This window comes from Thermococcus sp. EP1 (assembly GCF_001317345.1).
Lineage (GTDB): Archaea > Methanobacteriota_B > Thermococci > Thermococcales > Thermococcaceae > Thermococcus_A.
Genome location: NZ_JXCG01000010.1, coordinates 35,145 through 54,905, shown reverse-complemented (window position 1 = coordinate 54,905; position 19,761 = coordinate 35,145). Strand labels below are relative to the sequence as shown.

General features: G+C 39.9%; 20 protein-coding genes, 1 tRNA gene and 1 pseudogene. 12 read left to right on the top strand and 10 right to left on the bottom strand.

Annotation, left to right across the window (positions count from 1 at the left end; translation table 11 throughout):
• Positions 1-26: 26 nt before the first annotated feature.
• The gene (locus EP1X_RS08005) at positions 27-461 is read right to left on the bottom strand and encodes a cobalamin B12-binding domain-containing protein (protein WP_055283425.1); all 435 of its coding nucleotides are present in this window, start codon (positions 459-461) and stop codon (positions 27-29) included.
• 105 nt (positions 462-566) lie between these two features.
• On the opposite strand from EP1X_RS08005, the gene EP1X_RS08000 reads away from it, so the two are divergent.
• Positions 567-1,247, top strand: coding sequence for a PHP domain-containing protein (locus tag EP1X_RS08000; protein WP_371180449.1), 681 nt, complete (start codon positions 567-569; stop codon positions 1,245-1,247).
• Here EP1X_RS08000 and EP1X_RS07995 read toward each other — a convergent pair.
• Together EP1X_RS07995 and EP1X_RS07990 are read right to left on the bottom strand one after the other, a co-directional pair.
• Positions 1,242-1,799, bottom strand: a complete 558-nt coding sequence (locus EP1X_RS07995) for a Maf family nucleotide pyrophosphatase (protein ID WP_055283421.1) — start codon at positions 1,797-1,799, stop codon at positions 1,242-1,244. The genes EP1X_RS08000 and EP1X_RS07995 overlap by 6 nt on opposite strands.
• A gap of 103 nt (positions 1,800-1,902) precedes the next feature.
• Entirely contained in the window at positions 1,903-3,711 is a 1,809-nt protein-coding gene (locus tag EP1X_RS07990; RefSeq protein ID WP_055283419.1) for a PINc/VapC family ATPase, read from the bottom strand.
• 100 nt (positions 3,712-3,811) lie between these two features.
• On the opposite strand from EP1X_RS07990, the gene minD reads away from it, so the two are divergent.
• The 7 genes and pseudogenes from minD (at position 3,812) to EP1X_RS07955 (ending at position 11,563) form a co-directional block, all read left to right on the top strand.
• Complete coding sequence (gene minD, locus EP1X_RS07985; protein ID WP_055283418.1) at positions 3,812-4,534, top strand: cell division ATPase MinD; 723 nt, start codon at positions 3,812-3,814, stop codon at positions 4,532-4,534.
• An 11-nt stretch (positions 4,535-4,545) separates the two neighbouring features.
• Positions 4,546-5,289: pseudogene (locus EP1X_RS07980) on the top strand (ATP/GTP-binding protein).
• A 125-nt stretch (positions 5,290-5,414) separates the two neighbouring features.
• Positions 5,415-6,860 carry an asparagine synthase (glutamine-hydrolyzing) gene (gene asnB / locus EP1X_RS07975; RefSeq protein WP_055283416.1) on the top strand — a complete coding sequence of 482 codons (1,446 nt, stop codon included), beginning with the start codon at positions 5,415-5,417 and terminating at the stop codon, positions 6,858-6,860.
• Positions 6,861-7,004: 144 nt separating this feature from the next.
• Positions 7,005-8,171 carry a cell wall-binding repeat-containing protein gene (locus tag EP1X_RS07970; RefSeq protein WP_055283414.1) on the top strand — a complete coding sequence of 389 codons (1,167 nt, stop codon included), beginning with the start codon at positions 7,005-7,007 and terminating at the stop codon, positions 8,169-8,171.
• Positions 8,172-8,206: 35 nt separating this feature from the next.
• Positions 8,207-9,289: a glycosyltransferase family 4 protein gene (locus EP1X_RS07965; RefSeq protein WP_055283413.1), complete on the top strand. Its 1,083-nt coding sequence runs from the start codon at positions 8,207-8,209 to the stop codon at positions 9,287-9,289.
• Positions 9,240-10,265: an L-threonylcarbamoyladenylate synthase gene (locus tag EP1X_RS07960; RefSeq protein ID WP_055283411.1), complete on the top strand. Its 1,026-nt coding sequence runs from the start codon at positions 9,240-9,242 to the stop codon at positions 10,263-10,265. The genes EP1X_RS07965 and EP1X_RS07960 overlap by 50 nt, the downstream gene beginning before the upstream one ends.
• 113 nt (positions 10,266-10,378) lie before the next feature.
• Positions 10,379-11,563 (top strand): hypothetical protein, encoded by a 1,185-nt coding sequence (locus EP1X_RS07955; RefSeq protein ID WP_055283409.1) that lies wholly within the window; start codon positions 10,379-10,381, stop codon positions 11,561-11,563.
• On the opposite strand, the gene EP1X_RS10025 is transcribed toward EP1X_RS07955, so the two are convergent.
• Entirely contained in the window at positions 11,550-11,768 is a 219-nt protein-coding gene (locus EP1X_RS10025) for a winged helix-turn-helix domain-containing protein (RefSeq protein WP_082391533.1), read from the bottom strand. The two genes, EP1X_RS07955 and EP1X_RS10025, sit on opposite strands and share 14 nt — an antisense overlap.
• A gap of 74 nt (positions 11,769-11,842) precedes the next feature.
• Positions 11,843-12,259 (bottom strand): hypothetical protein, encoded by a 417-nt coding sequence (locus EP1X_RS07950; RefSeq protein ID WP_055283407.1) that lies wholly within the window; start codon positions 12,257-12,259, stop codon positions 11,843-11,845.
• A gap of 83 nt (positions 12,260-12,342) precedes the next feature.
• On the opposite strand from EP1X_RS07950, the gene EP1X_RS07945 reads away from it, so the two are divergent.
• The 3 genes from EP1X_RS07945 to EP1X_RS07935 all read left to right on the top strand — a co-directional run bounded on the left by EP1X_RS07945 (position 12,343) and on the right by EP1X_RS07935 (position 14,340).
• Positions 12,343-13,050 carry a nucleotidyltransferase domain-containing protein gene (locus EP1X_RS07945; protein WP_055283405.1) on the top strand — a complete coding sequence of 236 codons (708 nt, stop codon included), beginning with the start codon at positions 12,343-12,345 and terminating at the stop codon, positions 13,048-13,050.
• Between the two features lie 57 nt (positions 13,051-13,107).
• A tRNA-Gly gene (locus EP1X_RS07940) sits at positions 13,108-13,185 on the top strand.
• Positions 13,186-13,704: 519 nt separating this feature from the next.
• Positions 13,705-14,340: a DUF257 family protein gene (locus EP1X_RS07935; RefSeq protein WP_055283404.1), complete on the top strand. Its 636-nt coding sequence runs from the start codon at positions 13,705-13,707 to the stop codon at positions 14,338-14,340.
• A gap of 62 nt (positions 14,341-14,402) precedes the next feature.
• Here the strand turns inward: EP1X_RS07935 and EP1X_RS07930 are convergent, their stop codons facing one another.
• From EP1X_RS07930 to EP1X_RS07910, 5 genes are all read right to left on the bottom strand, one after another.
• The gene (locus tag EP1X_RS07930) at positions 14,403-14,732 is read right to left on the bottom strand and encodes a cupin domain-containing protein (RefSeq protein ID WP_055283402.1); all 330 of its coding nucleotides are present in this window, start codon (positions 14,730-14,732) and stop codon (positions 14,403-14,405) included.
• Between the two features lie 80 nt (positions 14,733-14,812).
• Positions 14,813-15,613 carry an S-methyl-5'-thioadenosine phosphorylase gene (mtnP, locus tag EP1X_RS07925; protein ID WP_055283400.1) on the bottom strand — a complete coding sequence of 267 codons (801 nt, stop codon included), beginning with the start codon at positions 15,611-15,613 and terminating at the stop codon, positions 14,813-14,815.
• A gap of 41 nt (positions 15,614-15,654) precedes the next feature.
• The gene (locus EP1X_RS07920) at positions 15,655-16,701 is read right to left on the bottom strand and encodes a hypothetical protein (protein ID WP_055283398.1); all 1,047 of its coding nucleotides are present in this window, start codon (positions 16,699-16,701) and stop codon (positions 15,655-15,657) included.
• Between the two features lie 101 nt (positions 16,702-16,802).
• Positions 16,803-17,012 carry a hypothetical protein gene (locus EP1X_RS07915; RefSeq protein WP_055283396.1) on the bottom strand — a complete coding sequence of 70 codons (210 nt, stop codon included), beginning with the start codon at positions 17,010-17,012 and terminating at the stop codon, positions 16,803-16,805.
• 82 nt (positions 17,013-17,094) lie between these two features.
• Entirely contained in the window at positions 17,095-17,940 is an 846-nt protein-coding gene (locus EP1X_RS07910; RefSeq protein ID WP_055283394.1) for a damage-control phosphatase, read from the bottom strand.
• Positions 17,941-18,009: 69 nt separating this feature from the next.
• On the opposite strand from EP1X_RS07910, the gene EP1X_RS07905 reads away from it, so the two are divergent.
• On the top strand, positions 18,010-19,293 hold the full coding sequence (locus EP1X_RS07905; protein WP_055283392.1) for an MFS transporter: 1,284 nt from the start codon (positions 18,010-18,012) through the stop codon (positions 19,291-19,293).
• Positions 19,294-19,761: the final 468 nt, after the last annotated feature.

Sequence of the window (19,761 nt, the reverse complement as noted above, 5' to 3'; positions counted from 1 at the left end):
TTATCCAAAAAAGAAAATATAAACCTTTAGCTTTCGCTCCTAAATTTCTTAAGTTTGGGAACGTTCTCCTCGATAAACTTGATAATCTCCTCAATCGGACTTCCAGGACCAAAAACTCTACCAACACCCATCTTTTCGAGCTCTTGAGCATCATCTGGAGGTATTATTCCCCCAGCGAGCAGAAGAACATCTTCATTTGGGATTATACCTTTTTCCTCTAAAAGCCTTAGAATTTTTGGTATAAGAACCATGTGAGCTCCAGAAAGGATACTAAGACCCAAAACATCTATATCCTCTTGAACAACAGACTCTACAATTTGTTCTGGAGTTTGTCTTATCCCAGTATAAATAACTTCAAACCCGGCGTCTCTAAGGGCTCTCGCTATAACCTTTGCTCCTCTGTCGTGACCATCCAATCCTGGTTTAGCTATTAGAACTCTAACTTTTGAGCGCTCTACCATCATCACCACCGACCTTCATTAGAGTGAAATAGTATTTAAACATTGTCAAACCTAAAGTTCAGGGTTTACATTGGATATTTTATCCAAATACTGCAATACTTTTAAATGTTTAAAATTAAAAGAGAGAGGATTAAAATGATCGATATTCACACCCATACAAGATTTTCAGACGGGATAGGAGACATTCAAGACAATATTGCCGAGGCAGAAAAGAAGAAACTACACATTATTGGAATAAGTGACCATCTGCATTTCTTTTCAAACCACGTGCTAAATTCTTACGTTTCCATTATAAAACAACTGAAAAAAGAAAGTGAGATAGTCGTTCTAGCAGGAATAGAAGCAAATATCCTTCCCGATGGAGTAGACATAACTTCTGAAATCAGAAAAAAACTTGATTATGCCATTGCTTCAGTGCACATGTACTTTACCCTAGGAGGACACGAAGAGTACTTAAACTTAGTAAAGGTGGCAATCCAAGATGAAAACATTGATATAATCGGTCATTTTGGAAACGTCTTTCCCTACATTGGATATCCCTCTATAGAAGAATACAGAGAAATCGTCGCACTTGCCGAGGAATATGGAAAGGCCTTTGAAATAAGCAGCCGTTATAGAGCACCGGAACTAGATTTTATAAAACTCTGTATCGAGAAAGGAGTAAAGCTAACCTTTGGAAGTGACGCCCATCAAGTCAGGGACGTGGGAAATATTAGCTGGAGTCTAAAGGCTTTTCAGAAAGCAGGTGGTAAAAAAGAGGATTTGCTTTTCTCAGAACTTTTATGAAAGCTTAAAGCCAAGATCTATAAGCTCAAGAATTATTTTTATCGGAAATCCAACGACATTGTAATAATCTCCTTTTATCCATTCAATCAGAATACCACCCTTCCCTTGGATGCCATAAGCTCCGGCTTTATCAAGTGGCTCTCCCGTGGAAACATACCACTCTATTTCCTCATCTTTAAGTTCTCTAAATTTTACCTCAGTAATTTCATACCCTGTAATTTCTTCTCCTTCCCTGACTATGCAGTACCCAGTAATCACTTTGTGAATCTTTCCACTCAGACTTCTAAGCATTTCTTTAGCTTCCTCCTTGTTTTCAGGCTTACCTAATATCATATTATCCAGAACAACTATTGTATCTGCTCCAATAACTACCCCACCATATCTCGTATAAACATCCCAAGCCTTTCTTTTTGCAACCTCAATAGCATGTTCCACAGGATTTTCAGTGGTACACTCCTCACTAACCGCGCTAGGGACAATATCAAAACTATCAAAAAACTTTGCAAGTATTTCTCTTCTTCGAGGACTTTGAGATGCAAGTATCAATCTCATCAAAAGGCACTTAAAGAATTAGGAATATAAGAATTTCGGGCGATGAAGACAATTTCGCTAGCTGAAAAATGATGAGTACCCTCGCATCTGAGCCAAAAATAAATTAAAGAGATGCCCAAAGCTCTATTCCTGCTTCTAAAGCTCTCCTTAGTTCTCTCCCTATTGGAGTGTTCTTATTAACCTTAATCAGACCCTTTCTCGATGGAGTTGCAGTGAAGATGTATTCATCGCCTGCAAAGAACTTGAGAGGCTTCTTTGCAAAATCCGGTGAAACTCTGAGAACTATTTGCTTTTTCTTTTCTTCAACTTCAACTGTTATTTTCTCCGTCGGCATTTCTACCATCTTCTCCTCAAAACTTCTGACATCTATGCTTATTCCAAGCTTTTTCTCGATTTCCGTGATTCTTTTGCCCTTTTTACCTATAATGGTAGGTATATCAAATTCATCTGCATATATTACGGCCTTATGGGGACTTGCAAGCTCAACCTCTGTATAAACATCTGGTAGGAATTTTTTAATTTCTTGTTTAAGCTTCTTTTCTGCTAATTTCATTGCGGGTGGCTTCTCCTTTTTCTTCACAGGTACAACACTTATCTCCTCACCGTAGGTGTATATCTCGTACTCTAGCTCACCAGTCACGAAGTCTCTAACCTCAATTACAGGTCTGGCCAAATCCTCTTCTGTCATTCCACTGGGAACTTTAACCTTGTACTCGAGAGTTAAAACTTTGTCAACGCCCCCAGCTTTGATGAATATTACGGTATCCACTATTTGCGGAATCATTCCAAGTTCTACCCTTCCAATGAACCTCTGGATAGCATCTATAGGCTTTGTAGCGTGAACAACACCAACCATTCCAACACCAGCAAGTCGTAAGTCAGCGTAAATCTGGAAGTCACTTGTTTTTCTCATTTCATCAAATATTGTATAATCAGGCCTAACTAAAAGAAGGACGTCTCCTGTTTTTTCCATTTTCCCTGCAAGGGCAGTGTATTGAGTTATCTCCTCACTAACTTGAAGATCCCTGGGCTTTTCCATTGTTTTCACGATCTTACCCATGGACGCATAATACTCTGCTAAAGCCTGGGCAAAAGTGGTTTTTCCTTCCCCTGGAGCACCACCAATCAGAATACCTTCGGCCTTGTCTGTTAAACGCTCTAAAAGCTTCTCTGGAATATCATAGTCTTCAATACTTAACTTGATTATGGGCCTTACTGCCGTTATTTCTATCCTGTCAGCAAATGGCGGCTTTGCTATGACTATACGATAATTCCTAAGCTGCACCACTGTTGCACCAAGCTCATCAAGCTCTATAAATGATTCTGGGTCCCTTTTAGCTCTCTCAACTATGTCATCCGCTATTTCCTCAAGCTCTGCATCAGTTAGTTCTTCCTCTTTTATGGGAACTAATCTCCACTGACCAGGTTTACCCTTTTTGGCTAAAGGTCTTACACCTGCCTTTAGGTGAACACTCATGGTATGTTCGTCAAAGAAATCCTCGAGACGGTGCTTTACTTCCTTTCTGGCCTCTAAATAGATTACTTCAATCCCCTTCGCTATGGCAATGTCTCTCTGTACTTGGTCACCAGTTATGAGGACTGCATTCAGCTCTCTAGCGACCTCTCTTATCATGTGATCAACTTCTCCAGCCTTAGCTCTCCTTATCTGCCAGAGATCAGGCCTCTCGCCATAGAACTCCAACAGAATTTTATCTCTCTCAGCTAGACTTCTAAGCTTCTTAAGTTCCTCCAATCCAGTATGACCAATAGCCTTACCCTCATTAGCTTGATGTTCTATCTCAGCAACAACAGCCTCTGGGATAACCACCTTAACTTTCTCATTAATTCTCTCTAAGTATTGGGTTAGTCTCCCATCCACTATAACACTCGTATCAACAACAAATACTTTCATTTTCCTCACCCCTCACGGCGCCTCAACTTGACCTCTCTGTTTATAACCTTTTGGTAAAAGTTCATAAAGGTTTAGTAGGAATTTTATTGGGGGAAATATTATGGGAAGAATTATCGCAGTGGCCTCTGGAAAAGGTGGAACCGGAAAAACAACTATGATAGCCAATCTCTCCATGGCATTAGGCTTACTGGGAAAAAAAGTTTGTGCCGTAGACGCGGACTTAACAATGGCAAATCTAACTCTACACTTTGGCCTGGAGGATACAACCAAAACTATTCACGATGTTCTAATGGGAGAAATAGACATTAAGCAGGCGATTCACACAACCAGATATGAATTCGTATATCTGATTCCAGGGGCATTTGATTGGGAACATGTTGCTAAGGCAGATCCAAGAGATTTACCCGAAGTTATTCCACAAATAAAGGACGAATTTGATTACGTGCTCTTAGACTGCCCCGCAGGGTTACAGATGGATGCTATGAGCGCAATGTTAAGTGGAGAGGAAGTATTATTAATCACGAACCCTGAGATAGCCAGTATAAGCGACACCATGAAAGTTGGAATAATTTTGAAAAAGGCTGGAAAAAACGTTCTAGGATTCATTTTTAATCGTTATGAACCTCATAAAAATGGGATCTCACCCGAGATAGCTGAAGAAATAATGGAATTCCCCCTCTTAGGGATCATCCCTGAGGACCCGAAAGTTAGAGAAGCAGCCCTTAGTGGAATGCCAGTACTAGTTTATGACCCAGATACAAAAGCTAGTCGAGCAATAATCGAAACTGCACAGAACCTCATAAAAACGGAAGAGGAATTATAACGGTGGAGGAAGTGATATTGACTTTTGTGGGAACAGCCGGAAGTGGAAAAACCACTTTAACGGCAGAATTTGGAAGATACTTAGTAGAGAATGGGAATAAGGTTGCCTATGTTAATCTAGACACAGGTGTAAAGAGGATTCCATACAAAGCAGATATTGATGTCAGAGAACACATTACCGTTGAAGACCTTATGAAAGAAGGATATGGGCCCAACGGAGCTATAGTAGAAAGCTACGATAGGCTAATGGCTCATGTAAACTACTACCTCCCTAAAATACTGGAGCTGGAGAAAGAAAACGATTATGTGTTGATAGACACACCCGGGCAGATGGAAACATTCTTATTTCACGAATTTGGGGTTAAGTTAATGGAAAACATACCTTATCCACTTGTCATTTATCTTTTCGACCCAACAATACTCCAGAAACCTCACGACTACTGTTTTGTTAAATTCTTCACCTTGATGATAGACCTCCGACTCGGCACCACAACAATACCAGGGCTTAACAAAGTGGATCTCCTTGAGAATTTAACAGAAATTAAAAAGTATCTAGAAGATGTTGAGTATCTCTCGACTCGTCTAAACCTTGAAACGTCCATGCAATCACTTTTAGCATAGAAATTGTGTAAGATTTTACCTGAAGTATCCCCTCCTGTTAGAGTCCTATACCTCTCAGCAAAAAGGAGAGAGGGGTTTGAAGACCTTGAAACTGTAGCTTATGAGCATTATTGCACCTGCGGGGACTTGACCTGAGATTCATCAAATTACATCGCAGACAAGTTTTTGTTCATTTGTTACCCTAGAAAAATGAACCCCTTTTCAGAAAGAAACAGGGAAAGTTTTTAGCTTCTTCTCTCTTAGAAAGGCTGGTGAGAATAATGTGCTTGATAGCTGGTGGGATGGGAAAAAACCTCAAGATCAAATTAGCAACCATGATAAATTCTGGAAAACATAGGGGGAGAGATTCTTTTGGAGTATGGACTAATGAAGGAGTATTAAAAAGTGAAGACTTCTCCCAAATTAATGAGATTCCAGACGGTAAAATTGGCCTCTTACAGTGTCGTCTTGCGATGACTGGATCAAAAAGCTTCACTCAACCTTTTTATAATGAATTTATCCTAGTCCACAATGGTGAGATTTACAATTACCACCAAATAAAGGCGTTTTTGGAAAAGAGAGGGATTGAATTTGAAAGCGATGTGGATACTGAGGTTATCCTCCGCCTTCTAGAATTCCTAATTGAAAAAAATATTCCAATACCACAAGCCGTAAAGAAGTTAATGACGAGTTTAAATGGAGATTATGCAGTGGCCTTCTCAGATAAAAAAGATATTTACCTCTTCAGAGATCCCATAGGAGTCAGGCCACTATACTATTCCCCTAATGGATTTTTTGCCTCAGAAAAGAAAGTACTATGGAGTATAGGGGAAAATGCCATTCCAGTAAAACCAGGAGAACTAGTAAGAATTTCCAATGGAAAAATTGAGCAGTTCAAACTTTTCAATGTTTTAGACATGAAGGGAAGCTTCTTTGACTATAGCAACAGTAAAATGAGCATAACCAGAAGTTTGGACTACGCAATTCGCTTAAGAGGTAGTAAGAAGATAGGAATTCTATTTTCAGGAGGGTTAGACAGCTCATTAATAACCATTCTCGCATCCAAGTATTCAAAGAAGGTTACTCTTTACACAGCAGGAGCTGAGGGGAGTCCAGACTTAGAGTGGTCAAGGAAGGTAAGTGAGGAATTAGGTCTAAAGTTAAAAGAATACGTTTTTGACATCGATGACGTGAGAGATGCCGTGCCCTCGGTTATGTTCGCCATAGAGGAGCCAAATGCCATGAATCTTGCAATAGGTATTCCTCTTTACTTTGCAACAAAGCTCGCAAGCGAAGATGGGACAAAAATACTCTTAAGTGGACAGGGTGCAGACGAGCTTTTTGGTGGATATGCAAAATATCTCACCAATCCAAGGATTATGGAAAAGGACCTAACTGAAATGGGAGAGAAAAACCTCGCAAGGGATGATAAGATTGCCATGCTTAACAGCGTAGAAGGGAGATTTCCATTTTTAGACATTAATATGGTCAAAAGTGCACTTAGAGTACCTCTGAAATATAAGATACATAATGGAACAAGAAAAGCTATCCTAAGAGAAGTGGCCCTTGAACTAGGACTGCCCAAAGAAGTGGCATATAGAGAGAAAAAGGCCTGCCAATACGGAACCAATGCTCAAAAACTCTTAGAGAAGATTGCCAAAAAAGAAGGGCTCAAACTTTCCAAGTTTGCAGAAAAAGTCTTTAATGAGGTATTTGAACAAAGATAAACAATTTTAAACCTTTTTTAACATTCCCATCAGTAAAAACCCTTCTCATAAAAGTAAAGTGAACAAACGAAAACCAAACAAGACGATTTCATGAAAAAAGCTTAAATAGTAGGTTTTCACTAATTATAATTGAGGTGAAAGACCATGATGGTGAAAAAAGGATTTGCTTGGCTGTTTGGAATATTGCTTTTAGCAAGTATGATACCCCTCTCACAAGCACAGGCAACACTTTCAATAGTTATACTTGTAAGTGACAATGAAGCAGATTCAGCACTTGCAGAAGATCTTGCCAGCATTTTAAATGCAACAATAGTTGTAACTACTTGGGGAGTCTACGATACAAACGTAACTGCAGAGATAATGAGCTATGCACCAGACAAAGTGATAATTATTGGCGGACCCGACGCAGTTCCAAAAGAGTATGAGACAGATCTAAATGAGTTGGGAATACCCTATGTAAGGTGGTATGGTGAAGACAGGTATGAGACCAATCTTGAGGTCATTAAATATGCACTAGAAGAGTATCCAGAACTATTCGTCAATATTAAGATTGTCATCGCCCATGGAAGAGATCTTGGAGCTATTAAACAGGTAAAAGGTATCCAAGGAAAGAAATTTGTTATTTATGTAGACAAGAATCTAACCAACCAAACTGAAATAATTGGAACATTACTCAAAACAAAGACTGTTATAATAATCAAGAGCCCATTAATGGACAATGAAACTGCTGAAATGATAAGAGAGCGCGTGAGAGAAAGAGTTCAAAATGGGAATATAACCGAGGAAGATATTGGAATAACCCCTGAGATGGCATGGGAGGCCATAGAAATAGCAATTAACAGAACAGAGACTGCAAAAGAGGTATTAGATAACCTAACAATCCCAAGTGCCACAAAGCTTTTGGAGCTCGCCGAAAAAGAGATACAAATAGCAAAAGAGAGCTACAACGAAGGTAACTATGGAAAGGCATATGGCCAAGCAATAGCCGCTAAGGCCCACGCTGAAGCTGTTATCAGACTGGCAGGAAAAGAATGGAGAAACGTCATGCATGCTAAAGTGGACATACAACTCGAAAGGGAAGTCTACAAGCTTGAGATTAAACTCAAGGTTCTTACAAAAGCTGGAATCGACGTAACTGAAATAAGCGAAAAAATAGAAGCAGCCAAAAATGCAATCCAAGCAGGAGATTACGAGAGTGCAAGAGAACTCATTGAACAAGCCAAAAACATGCTCAGAGATGCTTTCATGCAAGGAAGAGGAAAGATGAAAGAAATAAACCTACCAGTTGGAAGAGGTAGGGGTAGGCCATAGAAAGGCTTTTTACTTTTCTTCCATATTTTTTATTCATGAAGATTTTGATAATAGGCCATTATCCTCCCCACAAGGGCGGCGTTGCCACTCATACTGAGAGTCTAGTGAAGGAATTAAGAAAGAAACATGAAGTTCACATAATAACCTATGGACCAATAAGTCCTAGAGAGTTTGAGAAAGAATTTGTCCACCAAGTAACTGTTCCAAAGGTTTTCGGTTTGAGAGGCATTCTGTTCACTTTTCTTGCTGCCGTTAAGGCCATCAAACTTCATAAAAAATTCGATTTTGATATTATTCATGCCCACTACGTTGGAACCACAAGTTATGCAGGGTTACTTGCAAAAAACAGATTAAAAATTCCGCTTATTATCACAGCTCACGGGAGTGATCTTGATTTTATGTCTAAACTTCCTCTTGGAAGATATTTTGTTAAGGAAAGTTTGACAAAGAGCGATCTAACAATAACGGTAAGTCACTATCTTAAAAAGCGGGCTTTAGCACTGGGAGCAAACAAAGTAAGAGTAATCCCTAACGCCATTAAAAACCTAAAAAGAAAAAGCCTAAAAAGGGAATATATCACTTTCATTGGCAGCTTAACCCCGTATAAAGACCCTGCCACATTCATAAAACTTGCTCGACATTTTCCAAATGAGAAGTTTCTAGTTGTTGGAGACGGGCCACTAAGGGAGGAGCTTGAAAAACAGGCACCTAAAAATGTAAAATTCCTAGGATATAGAGAAGACATCGGAGAAATTCTCTCAAAAACCAAGCTTTTAATTCTTCCTTCTGTGAGAGAAGGGTTTGGATTAGTTGTTCTCGAAGCCAATTCCCTTGGAGTACCCGTCATTGGTAGGGCTGTAGGTGGCATAAGAGAACTTATTCGAGAGGGTAAAAACGGTTATACTTTTGAGACTTTTGAGGAGCTTGTGAAAAAAGTTGATTCTTTATTGCCAAATAAAAAAGCTTTAAAAATGGGGAAAATAGGGAACACTATCAGTGGAAGATACAATTGGAAGAAAATTGGGGAAGCCGTTGAAGAGAGATATAGAGAACTTGTCGGTGAGAGATATGACGATAATAATAAACATGCGAGAAGGGGTGGACTGGGAGAAAATTAAGATAGCTGCAAGATTTATTAAAGAAGCTAAGTTAGTTGCATTTCCTACTGAAACCGTATATGGGCTTGGAGCAGACGCTCTTAATGATAACGCTGTGAGAAAGATATTCAAAGCCAAGGGCAGGCCCCCCGATAACCCTCTTATAATACACATAGCAGAGTTTAATCAGGTTTATGAACTGGCAAGAGATGTCCCCGAGAGAGCCAAAATTTTAGCCGAAAACTTCTGGCCTGGCCCATTAACAATAGTATTGCCCAAAAAAGAGGAAGTTCCCTACGTTACCACAGGAGGTCTGGACACCGTTGCAATACGAATGCCTGCTCATGAAATTGCTCTTGCATTGATAAAATCAAGTGGCCGACCAATTGCTGCACCATCTGCAAATATTAGTGGAAAACCTAGTCCTACTCTAGCAGAACACGTAGCCGATGACTTCTACGGGAAAATAGAGTGCATAATAGACGGGGGAGAAACTAAAATCGGCGTTGAATCTACAGTGATAGACCTCACAACCGACCCCCCAATGCTCCTAAGGCCAGGAGGCCTCCCTTTAGAAAGAATAAAAAGCATCATCGGCGAAGTTAAAATACATCCCGCAGTCAAAGGAAAGGCAGTAGAGCTTGCAAAAGCTCCAGGAATGAAATACAAACACTACGCTCCAGAGGCCCAAGTAATAATAATAGATGGTGAACGTGAACGAGTTATTAAGAAAATCAAAGAGCTTATTGATGAGTATAAAAAGCAAGGAATAAAAGTAGGTGTTATGGCGACAGGAGATTTCTATGAGGCAGATTCATATTTTAACATAGGGGAGAGTGAAGAAGAAATAGCTCGCAATTTATTTAAAGCGCTTAGAGAGCTTGATAAAAGTGGAGTGGAGATAATATTGGCAGAAGGAATAGCAGAACATGGATTAGGTCTGGCCGTAATGAATAGGCTTAAAAAAGCTGCCGGCTACAGAATCATAAAAGTCTAATTCTTCGAAAATTTTACAATTATTAAAGTATCCAATTGTACATGGGAGAAATTGTTAAATATTTTGAAGTAGAAGAACATATGCTAAATCAGAAACTATCCGGGGGTGCCCCTTTGATCACAGGTATAATAAGATCTAGTCCTGGAGAGCTGGAACTAGCTGGAAAAACTATGATAACCAAAGGAGAGTTTAAAAAAGGAATAAACCTCCTGATAAAATCTGCAAAAGAGTATGAATTACAAAAACGATTTTTAGATGCTGCTCGTATGTATAGATACATAGGAGATTTGATTCTTAATGTTAATCCCCAAGGGATAAAAGATGCTCGGCCCTTCCTTCTCAAAAGCGCTTATTATTATTTAGATATTTTAGAACGAGAGATTGAGGCCGAGACCCCAAACTTAGAACTCCTCGATGAGTTCTGCTCTAATATTCTAAGAATATTTGAGATCCTAGGTGAAAAGGAGAAATTTGAAAAGTATGCCAAGGAATTCGGAGCTATGTACCAAAACCTGGGAGATACTGAGCTCAAAAATAGAAATATTCAGCTGGCCATCCAATCTTATGAAACCGCCCGCAGATACTATAAAATAATTCACCATAGAGAGGGAATAGAGGACACAGTAAGCATCCTTCTTGACCTTTTTGGAAAGGGGGCAGAAATATTTGTGAACAAAAAAGAATACCAAAAAGCCGGCGACACATTCTTCAGGCTTGGATTTATCGTAAAAGATGTTTTTGGATATGATTCTCATTTCATGGAGCTAATGGAAGATGCTGGACGAAACTATGAAAGAGCCAGCAAAAACTGGTATGCAAAGGGGGATCTTTACTCCACTGCAAGAATGCTCCTAAATGCAGAGTATTCGTATTTACTGGCTGGCAACACCCAGCGGGTAAAACTTGCAGGGCTAAATGCAACCAAAATGTTCTACCAACTTGTGGAAGAGTATAGAAGAGCTAGGTTCAGGGACGAACTTGGTGAAGGGTTGTTGATGCTTTCTGAGGCCCTATTTGGGATTGATAAACTCCTAGACGGTCTTAAAACGTACAAGAGCCTCATGGTGGAAGCCGAAACAACATTAGAACACAAGTACCACATAAGGCGAGCCTTAATGCTCTATTTGGCAGCTAAAGAGAAAAGTAAGAACTACCTAGAGTTTGTGGAGCAGATGGAGTTCTACGCAAAACGAGAAGCCTATGCCCAAGCAATTGAAATAGCGGAACTTGTCTTTGAGACCAGGTATCCAGAAATTAAAAAAGGCCTTCAAAAAGTAGAAGGCCTCAGCCCGGAGTAAGTTTCTTCCGTTTATACCCCCTTCTCCGGGCATCGCGTAAGAAAAATATCTCCTCAACAAGCCCATTTTCCTTCAAAACTTTCAACGCATATCGGACAGTCCTTTCAGAAAGGTTAGTTCTTCTTGCTAGCTCTTTAGAAGATATTGGTCTATCCTCTAAGGCATTAAAGACCTGAAGAGCTGATTTGGGTAAAGCAAAGTAAATCCCCCCTCATCACAACCACCGAAAAAGGATAACACATTGCCTTTATAAGTGTTTTGAAAGAGGCAAAAGAAAAATTAAGGCTGCTTTATAGAGACCCTAGGCACTGGAATTGGGTAGGGAATCCGCATCTCTTTTGAGATAAGCATTAACAGCGGTGTTACCTCGTTTGTGATGAAGTTCACGATCTCCGCAAACATCTCTGGAGGGATCTTTTTCTCATTCTCCCAGCTATCAAGTATTTCGTCAATTTTCTCTTTTTGTGGTGGAAGGTAAAATACCATGCCACTTATCGAAGCACGGGCTATATCTGGTCTATAACCTATTTGATACGTGAAAAGAACTTCGATACCGTTTACCTTGCCTGAAGGAGTCTTTATCTCTCCCAATCTTACCTCTTCAACTTTTGGTGAAAGGTTGATCTCCACTTTACTTGCCATTCCTCCCTGCTTTTCCATTTCTACTTTAGTAATATTAATACCAAGTACTGGCATTTTTCCACCTCCTTTCAACAATTACTGTGGAGTTATTAAAAAGTATCGGTGATGCTTAAAAAGAATTACACGAATCATTAAGCATGCCGAGAGAAAAAGTTGTGAGAGTGTGGGACGAGAGAGAAGTGGTCTATTCCCCTAAAAGATGGACAATTTTAAGGGAAAAAAGGGAGAAGGCATTAAAAATAATGGAAAGGCTGGAACAGTTTGACCCTCATGTTTATGGAAGCGTAGCCAGGGGAGACGTAAGAAAAGACAGCGATATAGATATAATCATCCCCTATAAGGTCCCGAGCTTTTTAGTTGAGCTTAGCCTGGAGGGAGTCCCCTTTCAAAATAGAAGAATTGTAATGGCCACTCCATGGCATCTAATAAAGGGTCATATCGAGATTGATGAAGAGACAACAGTAACTTTTCCTCTTATCAATCCTACTGACAGAGAATTCGAATTTTATAAATGGGGAGGAATGATCGATATCTGGGGAGTTAAGACAAATCTAAGGGTTCCAGGAGTCAATAAGAAGCTAATTCTAATACTCCCTACAGATAAAGGGCACATAGAGAAGGAAGTTGTGGGGAGAGAAAGCGAAGTTGCAAAGGCTCTTGGAGTGAGCATCGAACTTGTACAAGAGAGGGTAAAAATACTTACAAGAAGAGACTCAATAGGAAGGACAGGAATTTATCTCAATGAAGAGGTGCCCGATTGGATGAGCTTTGAAGAGGCGTTGAAAAGAATAGCCGATAGAGACCCCAACATTAGAAGAAAGATCAAAGAAAGCGGCGGGATTTGAAAATATCTCAGCGAAAGATTTATAAAGCGTCTGCAATTGATTATCTACCGGACTTGTGCGGTGGTAGTCTAGCCTGGCCTAGGACAGCGGCCTGCCACGCCGCGGGCCCGGGTTCAAATCCCGGCCACCGCACCACAATTTGTTTTTGAAGTTTTTCTAAAGCGTTTTCTTGTGAAACTATTGCTGCAAGAATCATATTAACCACCTGTGAAATGTTATACTCTCTTTTACAAGCTTCCGCGACCAAATCCCCCAAATGAGAGCTGCTATTTTTATGCCCACATTTGCTCATTTTGACCCACTACTTGGAACATGACTGAGAATATTTTCCTTTTATTTTTCGTTTGTTTCAGTATCCTTAATACTCGGACTTCTTCTTTGCACATCCAGCCTTCCCTCATTACCACCTCTCAAAAAAGTCTCTAAAGGAAGAGAATTTTCTGTCTGCTTATTTTAGGAAGATCCACAGAAATTAACAACACCAACGGTTGATTTCACATCCTCAATAGTTTACAAATTTCAGGAAATTTCATTATTTTTGTGATTTTTTCAGTATTTTTGTATAAAAATTAGAACTTCTACAATATTTGAGCTTAAATCTGCACAAAATATTTAAGGAATACTTCCAATATCGGGTTATGGGAGGTGGCCTGTGTGGAACAGAGCCTTCATAAGATTTGGAATTCAATAAAGTATGGGGAAACTGTCTTAATTGAACATGACTCAGTGACAAGTCCAGTGTTGGGATTTTATCACTTAATAAGTTGGGCTAGGGAGAAGGGGAACACTGTAGTGGTGGATGATGTTTTAGACACCCTTTACATGTATAAGATTCATTTGGAGTTAGCTGGTTTTGATACAAGTATTCTAGACGAGCTTAAAGTGATAAAGGCTGGGGGCAGGCTTGAGGTTGGTCAAATTCTCGGCCGTATTAGTCTCAAGGAGCCCTCTATTAGAGAGAGTGAGTATAGGAGAATTTTCAAGTCCATCTCACCAAATGACAAAGTAGTTAATCCTGTTTTGGGTTTTGAAAAGCTTTTATTAATAGCTGATTCTAAGCAAGATACTTTAACCACTATGAACACAGTTCTCTCCTTCACTGGGACCAAAAGAATAGCATTCTACTTTATTACTACTGATTTATTAGAGAAAAGTGTTCCTTATGCTTTGTTATTGTTTGAAAACATGGCAACTACTGTGATTAAGGTAACTAAGGAAGATAGGAGGTTCTCCTTTAATGTCGTGAAGTCAGTGAATAACGAAATCGACGGTATGGAAGTGATGATATAACTACTTTTTCTCACTTATAAAGATCTTCAAGGGATTAATAAAAAACCTATTATTTTTTTCCTCTAATCCCCTTTGCTTTTCAACACTGCTGGTTCAAACATTAGGACATAGGATGGTTCCAAGGCCCTGGGGCAGTGTTCAATGCCCCTTGGCACCACTGCCATTTCACCTTCGTGTAAGATTATGTCAGGCTGCTCCTTTAGCTGAATCACTATGCTCCCCTTGTATACATAAAAAAGCTCGTCTTCATTTGTATGTTTATGCCAGTGATACTCACCATCAAAAAGGGCCATCCGGATCACGTAGTCGTTAACCCGTGCTATTTCGACTGGAGACCACGGTTTGTCAATTTCTTTAATTTTATCCACCAAATTGGTCTTTAAAATCACCATACCACCTTCTTTAAATGAGTATTACCAAGCCATTTTTCAATTAAAAGGCAACCCCGAAAATAAATAGGAATAGATAAAGATCAACCTGTAGCACCTTTCAAAGCATCTTTGCATGCACATCTCCTAATCTTTGGAATATACTCAACAGCCCTCATGAGGAGAAGCTTAATCTCCTCGCTCTTCTGCTGCATAAGTTCAACAACTTCTGAATGAGTAAGCTTAGTTTTGCTTATCCCTGCGGCGTAGTTAGTCACTATAGCAACGCTAGCATAGCACATTTCTAGTTCTCTAGCTAAGATGGCCTCAGGTGATTGTGTCATCCCTACAACATCTGCACCCAATATTCTCAAGGCTCTAATTTCAGCCCTTGTTTCAAACCTTGGGCCTTCCATTGCAGCATAAGTTCCCCTTGGATGGTAGCTGAAGCCAAGCTCTCTTGCAGCTCTAATTAAAGAGTCCCTAAGCTCTGGACAGTAAGGATCTGTGAAATCCACGTGAGCCACAAAATTCCTCTCATGAGGTGCATCTTCGCCATCATAGAACGTGTACGTCCTATTCTTGGTAAAGTCTATCAGCTGATCCAGTATTACAAAATCCCCAGGTTTCATGGCCTCATTTAATGAACCCACTGCTGAAGTTGATAGTATTCTCTCAACACCGAGCTCATGTAACCCCCATATGTTAGCCCGGTAGTTTATCTTGTGAGGAGGAACGCTATGTCTTTCTCCATGTCTTGCCAAAAATGCTACTTCTTCTCCTTTATATGTCCCAATCTTGACTTTAATATCCCCATAAGGAGTTTTTACAACCTCCTCTCTCAAATTTTCAAGAAGTTTTGGGTCATATACTCCTGATCCACCGATTATGGCTATTCTTACCATCAAAACATCACCAAAGATAGTTAAAAGAAGAGAATTTAAAGCTAATGCTCTTCTTCCAAACTCTCTTCTGCTGCCAATTTGAATACCCTAACAAGTATCTCTCCCAGAAGCCGTGAGTTCCATCTGGGGTCTTTAACATTCATTACAACTTCTATGGCCCTGTCTAGGTCTTGCTGTTTAAGGTAGGCTATTGCTACCTCTCCAAAAGCTAAGGACCGTAGATAGTCATCTTTTATCTCCTTAGCATATTTTAGGGCCTTTTCCATCTCCCCGACTCTATTCAAGAAAGCCACAGTCTTTACTTTAATAGTCTCATCGGGCACTTTTCCTGCAATTTCCTCTACTAGGTCTATGTATTCCCTTCTTGGAGAATCAATTAAAATAGTCAGCAAATTCTTAGAGACCTCTTTTAGCTCATCCTCTCCCAATGAGTTGAGAAACTTAGAGAGATACTCAGGATACTTCATAAGCTCCTCAGCAATCTCTATGAGCAGCTTCGCCCTGTCCTCTTCGATGGTATTAAAAATTTCCAATGCATTTTCAATTTCACCTTTGCCAATATGAAATTTTAAGATCTCCGCTTTTGCTTTAGAGCTCCAAGGCTCTTCAAGAAGCTCTTTTGAAACCTGAATAGTATTTTTCAGGTTCCCCTCGGAGAGGTATTTCTTGAGGATTGAGAAAAGCATCTCATTCCTTATTTTACTGTCCTCAATCAGCAGTGCATATGGGAGGGCATGTTCGGTGATCCCAAGTTTTAGCATCGACCTTATCATTTTCTCCAATGCTCTGTCCCTGTCTTGGAAAGGCAAGCCCTCAATAAGTTCCACAACATGTCTAAAAACCCTAATCGCCGAATTTCTGTTTGTCTCGCCTATGTATATCCCAATGTTTATGAGAAGATCAGCCAACTCACGCATGTCTTCAACAAGCTCTGCGGCTTCAAAGGATTTTCTAAATGCCTTTACATACCTGGGATCTTCTATCCTAAAAAGTTCCAAGCCAATACGTGCATAAGTAATTGCCCTAACTTTTGGATCCGCAATTATCTCGACTAGATCAAAAATGGTATTGATAATATCCTCTTCCATGTCTCATCATCAAGAAAAATTGGACAAAGAAATATTTAACGCTTTTCACAATTTTATGTATATAAAATAAGCGTCGCAAAAAAATACGTCAAAAAACGAAATTAGCTAAGGTCATCATATACTACACTGACAACTTCTCCATCATCCAATGACACAAAACTAACTTTTATTTTTTTGCCCGTCTTGGGGTCAACTACAACGAAATCTGGTTGTTTAAGGTACTCACTAGAAGGAACACGCCAGACATCATCATAATGAAGTTTTAATTCCTTCATAAACTTTTTCAAATCCTTTTTAATCATGGTTGGCATAGATATCACCATTATATTATACAACTCCAGGGTATAAAAGGCTTTCTAATCGATGCTTGTCAACATTAATATCGTCAAATGTCTATATACATAGGATGGCCCCTTGTGGAACCCCTAACTCTCTCGCAATCGGTTTACATTTTGCCTTCAACAGATGAAATATTCTATCGTCACCGAGCTCGTTTAATGTCTCAAAGTTCGCCTGGCCTTTTGCTATAATTATGTCGGCATTTTCAAAGATTTCTTTAAATCTCCCAGAAATCCTGTCAAACGGAACCCCCACAATTCCAAAACCTGTGGACACTATTTCTCCAACTTCCTGAAGGCCTGCATCCCTTAGGTCTTCTACAGTGGCATCGTTAATAGCAGGTTGCTCTTTTCCAGCAATATATACCTCAATATCGGGAAATTCTTCACGTATTTTTTTCAAAAAGAGCTTGTCGAAATATATCTCCCCACAATTATCGGTGAGGTAAAGAAGTATCTTTGCATCCTTAAGTCTGTCAAAAAGTTCCTTTGAGTTGTCAATGTACAGCTCTTCATTAATCAGTTGAATAATATCCTCCTCTACTTTTTCTAGAGAATATCCCACTGCAAAATCAATGATGTTCCCAACTATTGAAAGCTTAAGGGCAGTCTTAAGGTCAATGTCTAAATTTTTTTCAATACTGCCTAAGACTTTTTTTGCAAGTTCATTTGAGCGTTCTTTATATTCCTTAAATGGATCCTCAACCCCAAGAAACTTATAGAGCTCAGAAAATATTTCACTAGCAACTATTCCTGAGATTGAATCTTCCTTAAGTTTACTCATGAGCTTTGCTGCGAAAACTGCTGCCTTTTTCCTTTTTTCCAAGTCATCTGTTGACATTTCAATGATTCTCTGACACTGATCAGCAATACACATGAAACATTCATAATGAATTCTCATGCTCCCACCTACTTCAAAATTTAAAATAAATTTAAAAAGTGTTTACCGAACAGATGTTCGGTGAGTGAAGTGGAGGTCATAGATAAAGCAAAATTCGGAAGGTTTCATTATTTACTTTTAGGCATACTCGGAACCGTATGGGCTTTTATAGCGATAAACACGCTCTCAGTAAGTTTTGTGATTCCTCTTATAAGTAAAGAACCTGCCTTCCAAGGGAGTCTAAGCAAGCTTGGTGCAATGGGCTCTGCGGCACTCTGGGGAATGTTAGTTGGGGCATGGTCATTTGGAACCCTATCAGACTACCTCGGAAGAAAAAAAGCCTTAGGACTTGCGATTAGTCTTTTTGGCCTTGGTAGTATTGCAAGCAGCTTTGCAGGTACATTGGATCAGCTTATTGGTCTCAGGTTTATCGTAGGTTTAGGCCTTGGAGGGGCTCTTCCCGTAGCGAGCTCGTACTTTGCAGAATTCATGCCTACAAAAATCAGGGGGGCAATGATTTCAGTTCTCGAAAGCTTTTGGGCAATCGGTACAATAGTAATAGGGATAGTTGCAATAATCTTAAAGGCCAGCTGGAGAGGCATACTCCTCTTTGGAGGCTCGGTCTTGGCACTATTACCCTTAGTACTGTGGCTTCCAGAATCCCCAAGGTTCTTGGCTCTGAAGGGAAAAACCGGAGATGCTGAGAAAATACTAGAAAGAATATTTGGAGTTAAAGCAAAAGTGGAACAACCACCAGAAATAAGAGCAAAAGTTACCGTTCTAGAGCTCTGGCAGAGATATGGAAAAATCACATTAATGTTATCAATTGCATGGTTTAGCATCGCTTTTGCCTATTACGGGTTTTTTGTATGGCTTCCAAAGTTCTTAGCGGCTACTCTTAAAATAACAGTGTTTAAAAGCTTTCAATACTTTATAATAACTGCCATAGCTCAACTTCCTGGTTATTGGAGCGCCGCTTATCTCTTAGAAAAAATTGGAAGAAGAAAAACCCTTTCAGGATATCTACTCCTCTCAGGGCTCGCAGGAGTAATGTTTTACAACTATGCAAGTTCTGGAAATGTCTCGATGATCTTGACTAGTGCTGTGCTCTTCAGTTTCTTCAACTTGGGAGCATGGGGGGCCATATATGCATACACTCCCGAACTCTATCCAACAGAAGTTAGGGGAAGCGGAGCTGGTTGGGCCGGTGCAATGGCTAGAATCGGTGGTGGACTAGCCCCAATACTAGCAGGAAGAATCATGGAAACATCCACAGTTGGAGTAGCGGTGCTAGTAATAGCAATCATATCAATAATAGGCGCTTTTGACGTCTTTATCCTTGGAAAAGAAACAAAAGGAATAAAATTAGCGTAAAAGATTAATACATGAGAATCCCTCAACTAAGAACCTTCTTTTTCTTTTTCCAACCCACTCACAAACAGGTACTCGTAAAGTCTCAAAAGCCACTCCATTTTCTATCCCTCCGAGTTCATTTTAATCTTCAATCATCCATGTGAGGACTTATCTCTCGAAAATCTCGTCCTTTAGGGCGGGGATGCAAACACTCCAAAAGCAGGCACCGAAAAAGTTAAATACCCACCGTCAGACAATATTCAGGCTACTACAAGACCGTGAGGTCTTGGACGGGCTCCAGCCCGGTTGAACATTCAAAGGTAGCCGGCGATTCCCCCCGTTAGGGAGATAGCCGGTAGTGGCCGCGTGACCCGGCCAGTGAGAGTGAGGCTACCGGCAACGGGATGCCAAATGAACTCTCACAAAGCCTCACCCTTCAGGGTGGGGTAGGTCACAAACTTACAAACGCCTTTATGTATGGTGGAAAAA